Origin of the sequence: Mobiluncus mulieris ATCC 35243 (assembly GCF_000160615.1) — a bacterium.
Classification (GTDB): domain Bacteria; phylum Actinomycetota; class Actinomycetes; order Actinomycetales; family Actinomycetaceae; genus Mobiluncus; species Mobiluncus mulieris.
Genome location: NZ_GG668520.1, coordinates 307,453 through 325,820, shown reverse-complemented (window position 1 = coordinate 325,820; position 18,368 = coordinate 307,453). Strand labels below are relative to the sequence as shown.

15 protein-coding genes are annotated in these 18,368 nt (G+C 54.9%); 9 read left to right on the top strand and 6 right to left on the bottom strand.

Annotated elements, in window-relative coordinates; all coding sequences use genetic code 11:
• Nucleotides 1-95: 95 nt before the first annotated feature.
• Both HMPREF0577_RS09330 and HMPREF0577_RS09325 read right to left on the bottom strand, forming a co-directional pair.
• Nucleotides 96-1,754, bottom strand: a complete 1,659-nt coding sequence (locus HMPREF0577_RS09330) for an MFS transporter (protein WP_004572084.1) — start codon at nucleotides 1,752-1,754, stop codon at nucleotides 96-98.
• A gap of 13 nt (nucleotides 1,755-1,767) precedes the next feature.
• A complete protein-coding gene (locus HMPREF0577_RS09325) occupies nucleotides 1,768-2,979 on the bottom strand; it encodes a Gfo/Idh/MocA family protein (RefSeq protein WP_004014050.1) in 1,212 nt (403 codons plus the stop codon).
• 499 nt (nucleotides 2,980-3,478) lie between these two features.
• Here HMPREF0577_RS09325 and HMPREF0577_RS09315 point away from each other — a divergent pair, with 499 nt between their 5' ends.
• The 3 genes from HMPREF0577_RS09315 to iolD are packed head-to-tail and all read left to right on the top strand — an operon-like array spanning nucleotide 3,479 to nucleotide 7,142.
• Nucleotides 3,479-4,342 (top strand): Cgl0159 family (beta/alpha)8-fold protein, encoded by an 864-nt coding sequence (locus HMPREF0577_RS09315; protein WP_004013613.1) that lies wholly within the window; start codon nucleotides 3,479-3,481, stop codon nucleotides 4,340-4,342.
• Complete coding sequence (iolB, locus tag HMPREF0577_RS09310) at nucleotides 4,339-5,247, top strand: 5-deoxy-glucuronate isomerase (RefSeq protein ID WP_004013612.1); 909 nt, start codon at nucleotides 4,339-4,341, stop codon at nucleotides 5,245-5,247. Before HMPREF0577_RS09315 ends, iolB begins: the two co-directional genes overlap by 4 nt.
• The gene (iolD, locus tag HMPREF0577_RS09305; protein ID WP_004013611.1) at nucleotides 5,247-7,142 is read left to right on the top strand and encodes a 3D-(3,5/4)-trihydroxycyclohexane-1,2-dione acylhydrolase (decyclizing); all 1,896 of its coding nucleotides are present in this window, start codon (nucleotides 5,247-5,249) and stop codon (nucleotides 7,140-7,142) included. The genes iolB and iolD overlap by 1 nt, the downstream gene beginning before the upstream one ends.
• A gap of 106 nt (nucleotides 7,143-7,248) precedes the next feature.
• Here the strand turns inward: iolD and HMPREF0577_RS09300 are convergent, their stop codons facing one another.
• Both HMPREF0577_RS09300 and xseA read right to left on the bottom strand, forming a co-directional pair.
• Complete coding sequence (locus HMPREF0577_RS09300; RefSeq protein WP_004013610.1) at nucleotides 7,249-7,515, bottom strand: exodeoxyribonuclease VII small subunit; 267 nt, start codon at nucleotides 7,513-7,515, stop codon at nucleotides 7,249-7,251.
• Between the two features lie 36 nt (nucleotides 7,516-7,551).
• Nucleotides 7,552-8,820 (bottom strand): exodeoxyribonuclease VII large subunit, encoded by a 1,269-nt coding sequence (xseA, locus tag HMPREF0577_RS09295; RefSeq protein WP_004013609.1) that lies wholly within the window; start codon nucleotides 8,818-8,820, stop codon nucleotides 7,552-7,554.
• 199 nt (nucleotides 8,821-9,019) lie between these two features.
• On the opposite strand from xseA, the gene ispH reads away from it, so the two are divergent.
• The gene (gene ispH / locus HMPREF0577_RS09290) at nucleotides 9,020-10,144 is read left to right on the top strand and encodes a 4-hydroxy-3-methylbut-2-enyl diphosphate reductase (RefSeq protein WP_004013608.1); all 1,125 of its coding nucleotides are present in this window, start codon (nucleotides 9,020-9,022) and stop codon (nucleotides 10,142-10,144) included.
• A 235-nt stretch (nucleotides 10,145-10,379) separates the two neighbouring features.
• A complete protein-coding gene (gene ychF, locus HMPREF0577_RS09285; protein ID WP_004013606.1) occupies nucleotides 10,380-11,465 on the top strand; it encodes a redox-regulated ATPase YchF in 1,086 nt (361 codons plus the stop codon).
• Nucleotides 11,466-11,671: 206 nt separating this feature from the next.
• On the opposite strand, the gene HMPREF0577_RS09280 is transcribed toward ychF, so the two are convergent.
• A complete protein-coding gene (locus HMPREF0577_RS09280; RefSeq protein WP_004014040.1) occupies nucleotides 11,672-12,091 on the bottom strand; it encodes an Hsp20/alpha crystallin family protein in 420 nt (139 codons plus the stop codon).
• Between the two features lie 41 nt (nucleotides 12,092-12,132).
• Here HMPREF0577_RS09280 and HMPREF0577_RS11220 point away from each other — a divergent pair, with 41 nt between their 5' ends.
• From HMPREF0577_RS11220 to HMPREF0577_RS09270, 3 genes are all read left to right on the top strand, one after another.
• Nucleotides 12,133-12,255, top strand: coding sequence for a hypothetical protein (locus tag HMPREF0577_RS11220; protein WP_004014039.1), 123 nt, complete (start codon nucleotides 12,133-12,135; stop codon nucleotides 12,253-12,255).
• A gap of 274 nt (nucleotides 12,256-12,529) precedes the next feature.
• On the top strand, nucleotides 12,530-13,420 hold the full coding sequence (locus tag HMPREF0577_RS09275) for a transporter substrate-binding domain-containing protein (protein ID WP_004013603.1): 891 nt from the start codon (nucleotides 12,530-12,532) through the stop codon (nucleotides 13,418-13,420).
• Nucleotides 13,421-13,434: 14 nt separating this feature from the next.
• The gene (locus HMPREF0577_RS09270; protein ID WP_004013602.1) at nucleotides 13,435-15,096 is read left to right on the top strand and encodes a methyl-accepting chemotaxis protein; all 1,662 of its coding nucleotides are present in this window, start codon (nucleotides 13,435-13,437) and stop codon (nucleotides 15,094-15,096) included.
• Nucleotides 15,097-15,156: 60 nt separating this feature from the next.
• On the opposite strand, the gene HMPREF0577_RS09265 is transcribed toward HMPREF0577_RS09270, so the two are convergent.
• A complete protein-coding gene (locus HMPREF0577_RS09265; RefSeq protein WP_004013601.1) occupies nucleotides 15,157-16,131 on the bottom strand; it encodes an acetylxylan esterase in 975 nt (324 codons plus the stop codon).
• A gap of 615 nt (nucleotides 16,132-16,746) precedes the next feature.
• Between HMPREF0577_RS09265 and HMPREF0577_RS09260 the strand changes: the two genes are divergently transcribed.
• Nucleotides 16,747-18,021 carry an ATP-binding protein gene (locus HMPREF0577_RS09260; protein WP_004013600.1) on the top strand — a complete coding sequence of 425 codons (1,275 nt, stop codon included), beginning with the start codon at nucleotides 16,747-16,749 and terminating at the stop codon, nucleotides 18,019-18,021.
• Nucleotides 18,022-18,368 lie beyond the last annotated feature (347 nt).

The following is an 18,368-nucleotide window of genomic DNA, read 5'->3' as shown; positions in this document are numbered from 1 at the left end:
TAACCAACTCTAGCAACAACGCAACAAAAGGCTGAGTCCAACTCCTCGAACCCAGCCTTTTGCTTGTTTACTGTTGCCTACTGTCTACCTATTGCTTAGAAATCAGTCACCTTGTCACCAGAACGGATGAACTCCTTTTTCATCTCCACCTCGATTTCTTCTATCGAGAGGTTGCTGGTCTCGGGCATCCACTTCCACAACAAGAAAAAGACACCTACGTTAATGACCGCGAAGATAGCGTAGGTCCAACCACCACCAAGGTTGTCAATCAGCAACGGGAACAGCAGCGTCACACAAGCGTTCACAATCCACATAAAGAAAACCGCACTGCCGTTAGCAACGCCACGAACCGGAGCCGGAAACATCTCACCCAGCATCGTCCACACAACCGGACCGTTGGAAGACTGCACAATCAACATGAAAATACCCATCAGCACCAAAATCAGATAAGCCGCAATCGGAGGCGGCACCGTGCCCTGATCCATGTGCGGCTGAATCATAGTCCCAAACAATACCGCTATAGTACCCAGGGTGACGAACACCGCCGCGACACAGCCCAACAAAATCGTGCGACGCCGCAGTTTGTAAACTAGATAAAGACCCAGCGCCGAGCCACCAACCGACATGACACCGTTGGCTACCTGCGCGGTAATCGCGGCGGTGGTATCCATACCTGCATACTCCAGCACCTTTGGCGCATAGTACATCACCGTATTTACCCCGTTGAGCTGGTTGGAAGCTGCCAACAGCATCCCCACCAGGAACAACCTGCGCACCCAAGGAATGCGGAAAATATCCCCCAGCTTCCCCTTGCGAGCCGTGGAATCTTGTTCGTTATTTTCAACAATTTCCATTACCTCGTCTTCAATCGCGCCGTCACGATGATCACGAACCCGCTTAAGCGCACCGATGGCCTCGATGTACTTATTATTGACCGCATACCACCGCGGTGACTCCGGCATCAAACGCATCAACAGCCACAGGGCGATAGCCGGAACGGTGCAAAGCACGAGCATGTAACGCCAGGTCGAACCGTTACCAGCGTGGACACCGTGATAGACGAGTTGTTCTACAAACGCCTGATACTCATCGGTACCCATAATGTTGTGGAACTTGGTGATGTTAGACCACGGCTGCACCCCAAGCGTGGTCAGAGTGCCCGACGGGTCGGCCTCGACATTTACTTTCGGCCCGCCCTGAACCAGGTTGATAATCGCGTTAAAGATAAATGCAAAAAGTTGTCCAGTTACAATCATGAGCTGGTCAATTGCCACGATTGTACCCCGAATTCGCTTCGGAGCTACCTCGGCCAGATAAACCGGAACCGTGGCAGAGGCACCGCCAACAGCCATACCCAAGATGAACCTAGAGATGTACATTACCACCAGGTTCGGCGAGAATGTACAGGCTAGCGCCCCAATCACAAAGAGGATAGCCAACATAATAATGTTGTGGCGGCGTCCATATTTATCAGATAAACGTCCGCCGAATAGCGCCCCAAACGCCGCACCTACCAGCAGAAAGAAGCCGATAAGGCCTTCCGTGAACGAGCTCAACAGGAAACCATCGGCCTGTACCGGCATGTGCATGTACGGCAAAGCCCCCGAGATAACGCCAGTGTCGTAACCAAACAGGAAGGAACCCAATGTGGCTGTGGCAGCAACCAAAGCAATCCCGCGATGCTTGCCCGACATCGGGGTGTCGGCTGTAAGTTTCGTTACTTCCTGCTTAGAAAGCATTGTTTTTCCTGACATTGTCCCTCCTTATTTACTCGCCAAAGCCCAAGTTGTAGGTCAATGGACCGTCAACGACAGCAACATCATGCCAGCGGCCATCGGCAGCAGAAGCAACGATGGCTTCATCTACTTCTGCTGCTGCCCAACCATCGGCTGTGGATGGACCAAGTTGTTTGTTTTCCAATACGCCAGCTAAGAATTTGTAACATTCAACGGACTTCTGATCATCGAATCCCATTGAGGTGCCCGCACCGGGTTGGAAACGCATAAAATTGGGATAATGTGGGTTGGCCATCGATCGGACATATCCATGCACTTCACCATTGTCCTGGCCAAGACACACCTCAAGGTCGTTGAGCTTCTCGAAATTCCAACGGATTGAACCATCAGTACCGTAAACTTCGATGATGTATTCAGCACGCGGACCGACCGCAACACGGCTGGATTCCAAAGTACCTACGACACCTGCATCAGTACGAATCATAGCAGCAACGTAATCTTCATTTTCGACAGGACGGGTCTCGTCGGAAACCACCCACCCGGTATGACCAACACCTTGCTTAAGCGGGATTGGGCGATTAAGTATAAAGGTGTCAGTGAGAGCCGAAACCGACTTGATTCGATCCGCCAATAGATACTGCACTAGGTCAGCTCCATGGCTCAACAAGTCGCCAACAACACCAGAACCGGCTCGCTTGCGTTCATATCGCCAAGTAAAAGCTCCTTTGGGACTAGATGCATAGTCCGCTAACAACCAGCAACGAACGTTGGTAATGCGTCCGAGTTTGCCTGCAGCGATTAGTCTACGCGCCTCTTCGATGGCGGGAACGTGGCGGTAGTTGAAGCCAACCGATGTCACAATCCCAGCCTCGGCGGCTGCTTGGGCTATCTCCCGAGACTCTACCGCTGACACACCCATCGGTTTTTCAATCCAGAATGGCTTATCGGCCTTGGCCGCAGCAATACCGATTTCGTGGTGCAAAAAGTTCGGTGAACAGATAGAGACTACGTCCACCTCAGGGTTGTTGATAACATCGTGGTAGTCGGAAACCGCCTTCTCGAAACCAAGCGCTTCAGTAGCCAGCTTCTGGTTTTCCTCAACGGGGTCACACGCTACAACGAGACGAATGCTCGCGTCTAGTTCGGGGAACTTTTCCGCCATTGTTTTGTAAGCACGAGTATGTAGGCGCCCCATCCAACCTAGAGAAATTACGCCCACACCTATAGTTCTGTTTTTGCTCATGGCTACTCTCTTTCTATATCGACATCCGGCATCAACCATGAAACCGGAACTTAAACAGCGAAGCAATAACGCCAAGCCGCCCTATGTGAGCACAAATTTACCCTTACACCAGCATATTGTCAAGACAGAAAAAGTGAAAATTTGCATTTGTCTGCAATTTACTGCCCAGACGCTACTTTACACCTACTTGCTGATCCTTTACAGCTGGGAAGTTACCGCACTAGCGTAACAGGATATGACGGAAATCTAGCAAGCTAAAAACCACTTATGAACAGGAAGTATGCGCTAAATCCAAGAACCACGAAGCCCACCGACGAAAATTGTAACCTCTGGTGTTGTTTTTTGACGTTTAATGTACTAACATATACTTGACATAGCAGGTTATAACAAGAGATACTTGCTGTGGTTAAGGCCAAGGACGGGCGTGCACGAAAGGGACACACCCGCACCTGGTGCAGTTTTGAGCGGCGAGGCTCATCTAACTAGTGAAAGCAGAGAAATGGTAGCTATAAAAGAGATTCCCGAAATTAGAATGTACGAACCGCAACGGATTGCGCAGGCGCTGGAGTCTCGTCAACCGGGCAAACTCAAAACCGGCGAGAGACTCATGATTATTGCCTGCGACCACCCCGCGAGAGGTGCCCTAGGCGCGGGGGGAAACAGTACCGCCATGGCCAGCCGTATTGATGTCCTGGAACGCTGCGTCGAAGCGCTGAGCCGACCTGGAGTTAACGGTTTTCTAGGCACCGCAGACATCATTGAGGATTTAACTCTTCTGGGAGCCCTGGAAGGAAAACTGGTCTACGGCTCCATGAACCGGGTGGGCTTGCAAGGAGCCAAGTTTGAAATGGATGACCAATTCAACTGTTACGACCCCGCCGGGATTGCGGCCGCGCATCTCGATGGCGGTAAAACCCTGACCCGAATCAACCTGGCAGATCCGGCTACCGCCAACACCCTCAAAGCGACTGCTGACGTGGTCAATGCCATGTCCCAGCAACACCTGGTTACAATGATTGAGCCGTTTATGTCCAACTGGGTTAACGGCTCAATTGTCAATGACCTAACCCCCGAGGCGGTGATTAAATCCATGGCTATCGCCTCTGGGCTGGGACGCAGTTCCGCGTACACTTGGCTAAAGCTGCCCTGTGTGGATGACATGGAACGGGTCATGGAGGCATCGACCCTACCATCACTCATCCTAGGTGGCGAGGTATCAAAAGATGCCGACGCGGCTTTAGAAAAGTGGCGAATCGCCTTGCAACAACCGAATGTTTTCGGCCTGGTAATTGGTCGTTCCCTCCTGTTCCCAGCCGACAACGACGTGGCAAAAGCCGTCGATAACACTGTGGGGTTACTATGAGTGACAATGAAAAATATGTGGTCAAGGCCGGAAGCACCGCCACTGGTAAATTTCAAACCTCGATTTCTGCCCAACGAGCCGGATGGACATGGTGCTCACTGCGCGTACTAGCTTTACAAAAAGATGAACACCAACACATCGACACCGGCGAGGAAGAAATGCTGGTGCTTCCTTTTGAGGGCGCAGCAAAAATCCAGATTGCTGGCGAAAGTTTTGAACTAAGAGGACGGGAATCTGTCTGGACAGGTGTCACTGATTACCTCTATGTTCCACGTCACACTGAATTCACGCTCACTGCCACTCATGAAGGCCGTTTTGCCCTCCCGGCGACCAAGGCGACCAAAGATTTTCCCCTGCGCTACTGTCCTGCGGCGGAAGTAAACTGCGGGATTCGCGGTTCCGGTAACTGGACCCGGCAAGTCAACAACTACGCCCTTGGTAACACCTTAGAGACCTCGCACCTGCTAGTCACCGAAGTACTCACCCCTGGGGGGAACTGGTCGAGCTATCCCCCACACAAACACGATGAGCACACCGACACCGAGCGGGTTTTGGAGGAGATCTATTATTACGAAATCCGCGAAGGTGGCCTGGCTGACAGTGCCCAGAAAACCGCTGGTTTCGGTTTACAGCGGATTTACGATTCCCCCAGTCACCCCATTGATGTGTGTACCGAAGTTCGTTCGGGGGACACAGTGCTGGTGCCACATGGCTATCACGGTCCTTCTGCGGCCGCACCCGGCTATGACATGTATTATCTGAATGTCATGGGTGGCCCCGCCGAGGATTCGGTGTGGTTGATGAGCGATGATCCGATTCATACCTGGATGCGTCAGGCGTGGGAAGGCCTTGAGATTGACACCCGGGTTCCTTTCTTTCCAATCAACAAATCAGAGGTGAAATAATGACCAACGTAGAAACAGTACGTTTGACAGTAGGCCAGGCCATCGTTCGTTTCCTGGTGAACCAATATATTGAACATGACGGGCAAGAACACCGCTTTGTTTCCGGGGCTTTCGGTATCTTCGGACACGGCAATGTGTGCGGTATCGGTCAGGCAATACTTCAAAACGAAATCGACCCGGAACCAGACGGCGGTTCCTTACCCTATATCATGCCCCGTAACGAGCAGGGTATGGTCAACGCAGCTGCCGCTTATGCCAAGGCCACTAACCGGCAGCGCATTTATATGTGTACTTCTTCGATTGGCCCGGGTGCGCTCAACATGGTGACAGGTGCGGCTTTGGCCACAACAAACCGTTTGCCGGTACTGCTGTTCCCCGGTGATATTTTCGCCACCCGCACTCCCGATCCGGTATTGCAGCAGGTAGAAAACGCTCAGACCCTTGACATCTCGGTCAACGATGCGTTCCGCCCGGTCAGCGTGTTCTTTGACCGCATTAACCGTCCCGAACAGCTGATTCCATCCCTGATGCAGGCTTTCCGCGCTTTGACCGACCCGGCGGATACCGGGGCGGTCACCTTGGCGCTGCCCCAAGATGTCCAGGCCGAAGCCTTCGATTTCCCGGTCAAGGCGTTCATGAGGCGCGTGTGGCATATTCGCCGTTCCCCCCTGGATCGGGCTTCTCTGAATCGGGCAGTTGCGGCCATTAAAGCCGCGAAGCAGCCCCTGATTGTGGCCGGTGGGGGCGTGAAATACTCCGAGGCCTCCCAGGCGCTACGCGATTTCGCCGCTGCCACCGGAATACCAGTTTCTGACACCCAAGCAGGTAAAGGCGCTATCAACTTCGACCACCCCCAGGCCGTGGGAGGGGTGGGTTCCACCGGATGCGACAGCGCTAATCACCTGGCTGACGAGGCGGATTTGATTATTGGGGTGGGCACACGCTATTCGGACTTCACCACGGCATCACGCACTGCGTTCAAGAACCCGGACGTTTCCTTTGTCAATATCAATGTCAAAGCATTTGATGCCATTAAAAATGCCGGAGAAATGCTGGTCGCTGATGCCCGTGAAGCCCTGACCGACTTGACGAAAGCCTTGGAGGGCTGGCACGTCTGCGACGAATACACCCAGAAAATCACCCAGGAAAAGGCCGCCTGGGAGAAAGTTACCCGCGAGCTCTATCATCTAGACCACAAGCCCTTGCCTTCCCAGCTCGAAGTCTTTGGTGCCTTGAATGAAATGATGGATGACGACGATATTGTCATCAACGCCGCCGGCTCCATGCCGGGTGACCTGCAGGCATTGTGGCAAGCCAAGAATCCCAAGCAGTACCACGTGGAATACGCTTTCTCCACTATGGGATACGAGATTCCCGCCGGAATGGGGGTGAAACTGGCGTACCCCGAATCGGAAGTGGTTTCAATTGTGGGTGATGGTACCTATCAGATGCTGCCGATGGAACTGGCCACTGTGGTACAGGAACGTCTGAAAGTAATCTATGTACTGTTGCAAAACCACGGTTTCGCTTCCATCGGAGCTTTGTCTGAATCCCATGGTTCCCAACGTTTCGGTACCCGCTACACCATGGGTGGTGGAGCGGCGCACAATGAACCGGGTGAATATATTCCGGTAGATATCGCCAAGAACGCGCAGTCTTGGGGGCTTGACGTGCTGTGCGTATCCACTATGGATGAATTCCGGGAAGCCTTCCGTAAGGCTAAGGCTTCCGACCGAGCCACCATGATTCACATTGAAACGGATTTGTATGGTCCGAATCCACCCAGCTCCAGCTGGTGGGATGTGGCAGTAGCCGAGGTTTCTCGTCTTGATTCCACCCAGCAAGCTCGGAAAGAATATGAGAAGAAAAAGGCTATCCAGCGCTTGTATCTGTAGGGTAAGGCTCTAGCAGGATGAACATCTGTGGTGGGAATGTAGTACGTTCCCACCACAGATTGTGTTAACCGAATGAAGAATAGCTATATCCTCGCGTCTATGAAGGCTAGGCGCTTTCGGCCTGGCGTGCCGCGAGTTTCGCGGCAGCGGCATCGAGAATTTTTTGGCAGTGCCCCGCCAAGGCCTCGCCCCGATCCCACAGTTGCATCGTGTCCTCCAGGGGCGCCTCGGGGTTTTCCAGGCCTTGTACCACCCCAATCAGCTCCGTGCGAGCCTGTTCGTAAGACATGCCCGCGATATCCGCGAAATCCGGCGCGTCTGCGGCTGTGTCCGGGTTTTTGACTGCGTCCTTGTCGGTTTGTTTTGCTGCCATGTTATTCCTCCTTTATCAGTTATTTTCGTAAAAAAACTACTGTGCCGTCCCCGCACCCGGGTTCGCACCCACCACCGAGGCCACCAGCGAACCCCGAGCCAAGACAGCCTCCAACAGATCACCTTTCTTTACGGTGGTCGCATCGGTAATCAAAGTCCGTCCGGGAGTGCGCAACACCGCATAGCCGCGCTCCAAAGTGGCACGCGGCGAAATCGCGGTTAAAGTCGCCCGGTCGGCGGCCAAATCCTGTCGGAAAACCGCCAAAATCTCGGCGATTCGCGCGCGCATGATTTCCACGCCGTGGGCAATATCACCGCGACGCTGTTCCAGCGCCGCCCCGGGATTTTGCATCACGGGACGGCTGCGCATAGCCTGCAGCCACTCCAGGCCGGCCGAAACCCGCGTCCCCACCGCCTGGCGCATTTTTTGCCGCCCCCGTTCCATCAATTCCGATTCCGCGACACAGTCCGGCACGATACGTTTAGCGGCATCCGTGGGGGTAGATGCTCGGAAATCCGCCACAAAATCCAGCAAAGGCGTGTCTTCTTCGTGTCCCACCGCCGAGACAATCGGGGTTTGCGCGGCGAAAGCCGCGCGAACCACGCCTTCATCAGAAAACCCCAGCAAATCCTCGAAAGCCCCCCCGCCGCGAGTCACCACAATCACATCGATATCCGCCACCGTGTCCAGTTCAGCTATGGCTGCCGCAACCTCGCGAGGACAATTCTCGCCCTGTACCGCAACCTCGCGCACTTCGAACTCCATCAAAGGCCACCTTCGCCACACGTTTTCCTTAACATCAGCCTGGGCACGAGCCTTGTGTCCACAAATCAACCCCACCCGGCGCGGTAAAAACGGCAGTTCTTTCTTGTGTTCCCGGGAAAACAAACCCTCCGCTGCGAGGCGCTGTTTCAGTCGTTCCAGCTCCTCTAGCATCCCCCCCATCCCGGCGGGATGAATCTCGGCAGCCATCAGCGACAAATCCCCGGTTTTAGTATAGAAATCCGGTTTGACCTGCATCACTACCCGCGCCCCCGCTTGCATCGCCGGTCCGGCCGCCGCAATCACATTGCCAAAGGCCTTGACCTGCATGGACATGTCAGCCTCCAGGTCTTTGGCGCGAAAGAACGACATCCGGTTGCCCGGACGCTGGTTGTACTCGATGACCTGGGCTTCCACCCAGGTGGGTGCCATCCGGTCAATGTAGTCATCCATTTTCTCGAGCAAAAGCGCCAAAGGCCAGGGGTTATCCCGGGTAGTTTGCAAGGCCCGTGGCGCGAGGAGGCGTTCATTTCTATCTTCCATGTCCTCTACTTTACACACCCGCCACGCCCCAAAAATTCGCTTCGTCGCCAGCCCAATTACTGGGGATATAAGACCAGGTCACATCGTATTTAAGGCGCTTTTTCGGATGGCACCTCGTGCAACGGTAAAAACCTCTGCCACCCCCACCTGCCGCCCCCCGCACTGTACCCACCCGAAAGCTCGGCTAAGATAACACGTGATGGGCAAGGTTTTATTGGCATCCCCGCGCGGGTACTGCGCCGGGGTCGACCGCGCGGTTACCGTGGTGCAACGCGCCTTGGAGCGTTTTGGTGCCCCCGTTTACGTCCGCAAGGAAATCGTGCACAACAAGTTCGTGGTGCGCACGTTAGCGGCGGCCGGAGCGGTTTTCGTTTCCGAACTTCACGAGGTGCCATCCGGATCACGAGTGATTTTCTCGGCTCACGGCGTAGCCCCGGCGGTCTATGCCGAAGCCGAAGCGCGCGGGCTCAAGGTTATTGATGCGACTTGTCCCCTGGTCACCAAGGTACACCGCGAGGCCAAACGCTTCGCTGACCAGGGATATGACATTATCCTGATTGGACACCAAGGCCACGAGGAAGTCGAAGGCACCCAAGGGGTCGCCCCCGACCGGATTCGGGTGATTGACACGAACCAGGATGTCAGCATTTTGACCGGGAATCAGCCCGAAACCCCGGGGGAAAACCCGGCGCCAAGCCCGAAGGAGCGCCAAGATTTTGGGCTGGCTCCTGGCGAATCTAGCCCAAATCCGGCAAGAAATGTGGTGCCGGGCTCGCAACCCGAACTGGCACCTCATGAATCCGTCAACCACGTCAACCATGAAACTGCTGCAACGGACGCAACGGATAGCGCAACCAACGGCAAACGCAAAATGGTGTGGCTGTCGCAAACCACCCTGTCAGTAGACCAGACCAATGAAACGGTAGCGCGACTGAAACTACACTTCCCCGGACTGGAAAGCCCCCCTTCGGGCGATATTTGTTTCGCCACGCAAAACCGCCAGGGTGCGGTCAAAGCCATGAGCCCGAAGTGCGACGTAGTGATAGTGGTTGGCTCGGCGAACTCCTCGAATTCGGTGCGCCTGATGGAAGTCGCGCGCGAGGCCGGGGCGGGGGCATCCTACCGGGTCGACGGGGCGGGGGAACTGTGCGCAGACTGGTTCGAGGGCGCCAAAACCGTGGGGTTGACCTCCGGGGCGTCAGTGCCGGAAGTCTTGGTAGACGAGGTTTTGCAGTGGCTCGCAGCGCACGGCTTCGACGACGTGGAACCGGTGGAAACCCTTGAGGAAACCACCCGTTTTGCCCTGCCGCGCGACCTGCGCTAACCTCGTGGGGCGCGGCCTGGCGGGGTTCCAACCTGCGCTAACCGTTTGCCACAGGCGCGCCAGGCGGTTTCGTTGCGGATTCATGAGGTGCCAGCCCACAGTATCGGTGGCGTCCTGTGACTACATCCAGACCGATTCACGAGGTGCCAGCCCGTGAACCGGGCACTACCGCGGGCACCACCCAGTTCGAATGATAAATGTCCCCAAGCCACCCGCCAGCCGCTAAGCTGGAGGCATGGCTTTAACAATCGGTATTGCGGGGCTGCCCAATGTCGGCAAGTCCACGATTTTCAACGCGCTAACCCGCGCGAACGTGCTGGCGGCGAACTATCCCTTTGCCACTATTGAACCGAATGTGGGCGTGGTGCCCCTGCCGGACAAGCGCCTGGGCGTGTTGGCGAAAATGTTCAACTCCCAGAAAATCGTGCCCGCCACCGTGTCTTTCGTGGATATCGCTGGGATAGTAAAAGGCGCCTCTAAGGGCGAGGGCCTGGGCAACCAGTTCCTGGCCAATATCCGTGAAGCCGACGCTATCTGCCAGGTGACCAGGGCTTTTACCGACCCTGACGTGGTTCACGTCGAAGGCAAAATCGACCCGGCTAGTGATATCGAAACGATTTCCACCGAGCTGATTTTGGCCGACCTGCAGACCTTGGAAAAGACGATTCCCCGCCTGCGTAAAGAGGTTTCCGGCAAGAAAACCCCCAAGGAAGTGCTGGCCACCGCCGAACAGTGCGAGAAAATCCTGAACTCGGGACGCACGCTTTCCTCCGCCATTACCGCCGGGGAACTGGATGGGGAGCTGGTTCGCGAATTCCAGTTGATGACCTCCAAGCCTTTTATTTATGTGTTCAATATGGACGCTAAAGGGCTCGCTGACCAGGCTAAACGCGAGGAGCTGGCCGCCTTGGTTGCCCCGGCCGAAGCTGTGTTTTTGGACGGCGCTTTCGAGGCCGAACTGGTGGAGTTGGACGAGGCCGACGCCCGCGAGATGCTAGCGGATGCGGGACTGCAAGAATCCGGTTTGGATCAGTTGGCGCGTGTAGGATTCGCCACGCTCGGTTTACAAACATTCCTGACCGCCGGGGAAAAGGAATCGCGTGCCTGGACGATTCACCGGGGCTGGACTGCCCCCCAGGCCGCCGGGGTGATTCACACCGATTTTGAACGCGGCTTTATCAAAGCCGACATCATCAGCTATGACGATTTGGTCGAAATCGGTGATTTACATAAGGCTCGGGAACTGGGCAAAATCCGCCAGGAAGGCAAAGACTACGTCATGCAAGACGGGGACGTGGTCGAATTCAAGTTTAATGTGTAGTGGCGGGGTTTCCCGGTTTGGAGCTTTGTTTTCACGCGGCGTCGTTTTTTCGGCTGATCGCTCGCGCTGGTTTTTGAAATGGGTTAAAAGTGTTCATGAGGTGCCATTCCAAATGGCACCTCATGAACCCAACACCCCCTAGTCAACCAGGTAAACCCCGTCAACCAGGTCAACCACCGGGAAACCCCGGCGGTTGCAAACCGAGGCTAGTTCTCGATAATCTTGTCGGCGTTGTCGCCCACACTGACAGAAATCTTGCGCGGCTTGTTTTCTTCGGCAATCGGGATGGTTACGGTCAGCACCCCACCGTTGTAATCGGCCGCAATCGCATCCAGGCTCAGGCCATACCCCAGGGTCAACTGGCGCGCGAAGGTGCCTGAGGGGCGTTCGCGGGTCAGCCACTGGCGGTCGTCTTTGTCGTCCGCCTCGCGCTTAGCGCTGATGGTCAAGGTGCGGTCTTCCACGTCGATATCAATAGACGCGGGATTCACGCCAGGCAAATCCACCTTCGCTACGAATTTGTCTCCATCGCGGTACAGGTCAAGCGGCATTGCGGGTGCCGCCGGGCCATGCGAAGTGTTGAACAGCCGATCTAGTTCTTGGAACGGGTCACGTAAAGTTGTCATTTTTATCATCCTCTCAATTTTGACGGGGCGATTCCCGGGCGGTGTTTCCGCCCGTGATTCCCGGCGTTGCCGCCGGGATTGGCCCCGAGCCGGCTTTTCGGATGGCACCTCGTGAACCCAACCAAGTCCGCGTGGCCAACCCGACCAACCGGCGTCTTATCTGACAACATCAATATTAGCACTCTTGACCCAAGAGTGCTAGCTAAACTTGATATGAAGTGGCTCAAGTTTTACGGACGTTACGTTAGGCTCCTGGTCACAACTCTGCTCGGCTAGCCGATTTACGAAAATATCTAAAAAATAAACCCCGCGAACATTTATAGAGCTACAATAGGAGCGCATTCAAGTCATGCACATTAAAGTTCTGTGGCTCTTTTGCATATTCAAAAACAACAAGTGCCCAGAACTCAACATAATTCCACGCAAGGGATACTAAACATGAACAAGATTCGTAAAATTTTTACACTTTTATGCACCGCGTCACTATGTCTCTCCCTGACCGCCTGCGCCGGGAAAGCAAACCACGCCGTAGACTCATTCGACACGTCCACCATCCCCGAAGACAAAGAAATTTCATCCCTAGTCCCTGCCAAAAACAAAGAACTCCTGAAAGTCGCCATCGACTCCCCCTACATTCCGGCCGGATTCTTTGACGATAAAAACCAAGCAACCGGTTACGAAGTGGACGTAGTAAGAGCCCTAGCCCGAGTTTTGGGTATCAAGAACGTCCAATTCAGCGACGTCGACTTCGACTCGATCCTCTCCCAAGTAGACAACGGAACCTATGACATGGCCGCCGCCGCCATGACCGTGAAAAAATCCCGCATGCGAGACTTGAACATGGTAGCATACATTCAGTCTGGGTTCATCTACGGAACTCAAAAAAACAACCCCAAAAATTTTGACTACGGCGACCCCTGCGGATTCACCATCGCCGCCAAATCAAACACCTCCCAAGAAGAACTACTGCACGATTTAAGCGAAACCTGTAAAGAAACCGGGAAAACCGCCATAAAAATCGTCGCCGACAAAGACCAAGACAAACTCATCAACGAAGTAGCAAACGGCAGCATAGACGCCATTATCGGAGAAAGCGCAATCATCAAGTACGCCGAAACCAGAAACAAAAACTTCGCCTCCGTCGGCGAATCCTTCCAAATGGCTCCGCAAGGCCTCGCCACCGCTAAAAACAATGAACCCCTAGCGAAAGCCACCCAAGCCGGACTGCAAAAACTCATGGATCAAGGAATCCTCAAACAAGTCATGGCACCCTGGGGCGTGGAATCATTCGCCCTGAACTACGCCACCCTAAACCCGCCAATTGCCTAACAAGGAGTGAAAAAATGCGATTCTCTTTCATGGTAAAAATGACCATAACCTCTGTCATAGTCCTGGCGCTGGTGGGTCTCGGAGTTCAAATCAGCTCCATTTTCGCCTCCAAAACCGTAAACGCGGCACAACACCAATCCGCCGAACGCGAAATCGGCATCGCCACCCTCAAATCAGCTTCAGTGGAACTAACCGACACCTCCCGTGTCTACGTAGTCTCCGGTCTGTCGGAAGCACTTTCGACCTATTTCAACCAAAAATACGTCTTGAAAGACCGCGAATACGGCGAAAAACTCATCAAAGAGAATGGCGGCTCCCCCCAACTCCTCGACTTGATTAACAAATCAAAAGAAGCCACCAAGCAAACCGACCAAGACGAACTGCACGCCATGGCGCTAGCTGCCCTCTCTCGCGGCGAAGACTTTTCCACCCTCCCTCCAGATATGGAAAACTACAACTTCACCCCCGAAGAAAAAAATCTAGACGCCGCAAAACAACAAAAACTCGCCTCCGACCTAGTGTTCGGCCAATCCTATGCGAACGCCAAACGCGCCGTGGACTCACCCTTAAACAATCTCAACACCATAGAATCCGGGATGGGCTCCCAAGGCCAGAATCAAATCACGCAAGCCACCTTTTTTCAAAACCTGACCATTTACGCCCTGATTGCTGTGTTCACCCTCCTAGCGTTGGGAATGCTCGTATTCCTCTTTACGGTACTTCGTCGGGTAAACCGCCCGCTTTCGGGGCACACCTCGGCGCTGCGCAACCACGATCCCTATGATTTGAACTTCCAACTCAACGATAAACGTGGCGTGCCGGAAATGCGGGAACTCGCCCAAGCCTTTAATGGTCAAAACCAACAGGTTAACTCGCTAATCGACTCGGTGGGTGAAACCGCCGCCTTCCTGAACGAACACGCCGGGGGTTTGAGCGAAACCGCCGCCGAACTGGATAAAACCGCCGCGCTAACCCAGGAGCAAGCCGAGCAAACCAATGCGCAAGCCCAGCAGCTCGCCAGCAATATGGGCACCCTAAACGTGGCAATGGAGGAAATGCAGCAAGCGATTCGCCAAATCTCCGAGTCCGCGAATTCGGCTTCCCTGGTTGCCGCCGAGGCTGTCACTACGGTGGGTCAAGCCAGCGAGGTCATCACTACTCTCGAGGCTTCTTCCCAAGGAATTGGCGAGATTACCCAGTCGATTACTTCGATTGCGGAACAAACGAACCTGTTGGCGCTAAACGCCACCATCGAGGCGGCGCGTGCCGGGGATGCCGGCAAAGGCTTCGCGGTGGTCGCCGGGGAAGTCAAAGACCTGGCCGCGCAAACCGCCAATGCAACTGCCGATATCACCCAGCGGGTAGCCTCTATCCAGGAAGACTCCGCTAAAGCCACCGAGGCCATCGCCCAAATCTCGGAGATTATCGAGCGCATCAACGATTCGCAAACCACCATCGCCTCGGCCGTAGAACAGCAAACCGCCACCACCAACGAAATGTCGGCGGTGGTACAAGGCGCTGCGGGCACCACCCAACAAATCGTTGGTGCCATCGGCAGCGTCTCGGAGAGTGCTCAACAAAGCGCGGCGGGGGCTCGCTCCACCCTCGAGGCCGGCCAGGCGGTCGCGCAGTCCTCGCAAGGACTCACCGACTTGGTTTCGCCCTACCACCGATAGGGTGGTGCGGATTCATGAGGTGCTTGTCGCTCGACGCTCTGGGGTGGCACCAGCGCCTCGCTAGATATCCAGGAACTGCTGTAGCCAGGCGTGCTGCTTGTAGCGGTGTGTCAAACCCACCCCCTGGTGTTTGGCGAATTCATAGACCTCTACCGATTTATCGCCCGCCCACTGATTGATAATCGAGTACGTGCAAGACGGCGGCACGTATTCGTCTTGCAGCGACACCGAAAAGTAGCACGGTGTGGCGGCCAGGCGCGCGAAATTCACCGCGTCGAAATACGCCAGAGTCTCGCGCACCGCCTCTATCCGCTGTGGTTTCACCCGCAGATACCGAGCCAATTCGTAGTACGGCACTGTGTCAGTGAGCATCGCCCCACGTAACAGATTCCCCAGGAAGGCCACATCCGCCAGTCCCGCGCGCACCTGCGGATGCCACGCACTAGTGATAGCCGCAAGCCCCCCACCTTGAGAGGCACCCGCACAAAACACGCGCTTAGAATCAACAAAAGGCAAGGTCAACACCCCGTCCACCGCCCGGATTGCGTCTGTTATCAGGCGGCGGTAATAATACGTCTCGCGCGACTCGATGCCGTTAGTGAAGAACCCCAAAGCATGCGGGCTCACCGGATACGGGTCGGGGGTGTCCCCGCCGCTGCCCCAATCCCCGCCCTGGCCGCGGGTATCCATCAAAAAATGCACAAAGCCGCTCGAGGGCCAGAAAGGTTCCTCGCCAGGCAGGCCACGACCCCCACCATAGCCGCGGTACTCGACGATTACGGGTTGCGGGTCGGCCTGGGTGAACCCGGGCTTCCCCGCCAGCCAGCCTTTGATGGAATCGCCGTTAAATCCCGGGAAAGTCACATCATAGTATTCCAGGGTCTCCAGTGGGGTCGGGGTTGGTTCCAGGCTCATCCCAGCGGGGGTCTCGCGCGCTTGCGCCAAGGTTTTATCCCAAAAATCCTTGAAATCCTGGGGTTGTTTCACATCGGGTTCAAAAACCTGCAATTCTTCGAGCGGCAAATCGGTCAGCATCAAAATCCTTTCCACGCAGCGGCTAGGGGAATTCTAGCAGCGTTACTGCGGGTCGAGACCACGAACACATAAGCAAATTCTCACCGATTCTCAATAACAAAACCCAAGGTCACAGGGTTATCTCGAGGTCGAGATAACCGGATTTCGGGGTATATGTAAGCTTGTCAAGTTTTTTAAGTGGGGTTTGGTTTGTTAGTTTGTTTTGAACCTTTCGGGGTAGCTTAAGTTTAGGGCTAGTTCTTGTAGTACTTTCGGCCAGTTACTTACTGTTCGACCTTCGAGACGGGATAAAACGCTCCCAAGCGATTTCCCACCCCCTCACCGACGCGGGATACTTCCTTCCCAACTCCAAATCTGTGAAGCCCTGCTGGCCACCGGAGGACTTGCTGGCTAAATTTCCACGGAATATGAGAAAGCTCGCATCTAGTGACAGTGCTGGTGGTATCGAATAGCACCTCATGAAACCGGTAAAGCGACCAGCGCTATCTCGGCAAAGTACTTGGTGACAGCTCGGCAAACCAACCGATAAGTTCCCGGCAAAACGACCGATAAGTTTCCGGCAAAACGACCGATAAGTTTCCGGCAAATCGACCGATAGACTGATAAAATGCCGGTATGCTCACGAAAATTCCTGGCGCTCCCGAGGACTATCTACCCCGGTATTTAGACGAAGAACTACGGGAATTGTTCCCGCAGCTGCCCGCGATTGCGATTGACGGCGCCAAGGGCGTAGGGAAAACCGAAACCGCACAGCGGTGGGTAGAGCATGTACTGGCTTTGGATAATCCCGAGGTGGGACAACTCATCGCCGCCGATACCGTAAACCAGCTGACTAAATACGCAACAACCTGCATAGATGAATGGCAGAAATACCCACCCGTGTGGGACGCGGTACGCCGCCTCGTGGATCAACAAACACCCAACAGGTTCCTGCTGACCGGCAGCGCCACGCCCGTTTCCGGGGTGGACACACACAGCGGAGCGGGACGTATCGCTTCGCTGCGACTGCGCCCCTTGAGCCTGGCCGAGCGTCCCAGCACCAGCCCCAGCGTGTTCATTAGCCGCTTGTTCTTAGGCGACGCGGAAATATCCGGGGAAACCAATTTTGGACTCCCGGATTATGCCCAGGCTATCTGTGAGACCGGGATGCCCCAGATTTTCCGCGCCTCCCCACGCGCCCGACGGATTTTGATAGATGGCTATATTCAGCGCATTATCGACCATGACATCCCCGAACAAGGCGTGTTGATGCGTAAACCCCAAAGTCTTAGAGTCTGGATGAGTGCCTATGCCGCCGCATCCTCAACCACCGCCAGCTACTCTGCCATTTTGGATGCCGCTAGTCCCGGAGAGCCCGATAAACCTGCGAAAAGCACCACCCAGAATATTCGCGAGTTGTTGACCCAACTGCGGATTCTCGATCCGGTACCCGGTTGGGCACCGACTGGAACGTCCCTGAAACGACTCACTTTCGGACCCAAGCATCAACTATTCGACCCCGGTATCGCCGCTGCTCTGACGGGAACCACCCCCGAAACACTGCTCAGTGGCAACCCCGGCAGTATGGAAACCTTCGGGCAGCTCTTTGAGGCACTGGCTACTTTAACTGTGCGTGCGGCCGGACAAGCCGCTGAAGCCAAGTGCTACCACCTGCGCACCCGCGCCGGGGAACACGAAATCGACCTGATTTTGGAGCGCTACGATGGGAAAGTCATTGCTTTCGAGGTCAAATTAGCCACCACCGTGAGTGAAAACGACCTGAAGCACCTGCACTGGCTGGGCGAACAAATCGGAAAACGGCTGGTCGAACGCATCGTAATCACCACCGGACAGTTCGCATTCCGCCGCCCCGACGGCATCGCCATCGTCCCACTCGCTCTGCTGGGGTAACGCTAAGATACCTTTGTACGAAAGTTAACCGCCAAGGGTCGCTCTGCCTGTCGGAGTATTCGCAATCGCTGCGCGATTGCGTACCCCTTAGCCGAAGCGGCAAATACCAGCACGCTTCAGGCTCTGACCGAGGTGTGAGTGTTGGATTTTATAGGTGCCATCCGGGGGCTGCGGGCGAAGCTTTTAATTGTAAGCAAGTCCACATTACAAATTTGTGCCCAAACCTGCGCAAGCACCTCATGAACCCCAAAGTGCCGCGCACCCGCTAAACGCAAAATTTGCGGATAATTTGCAAAAAATGCAAATAAGTATTGTAGACTTTGAGTTGTGCTGCTATCTTTCACCGT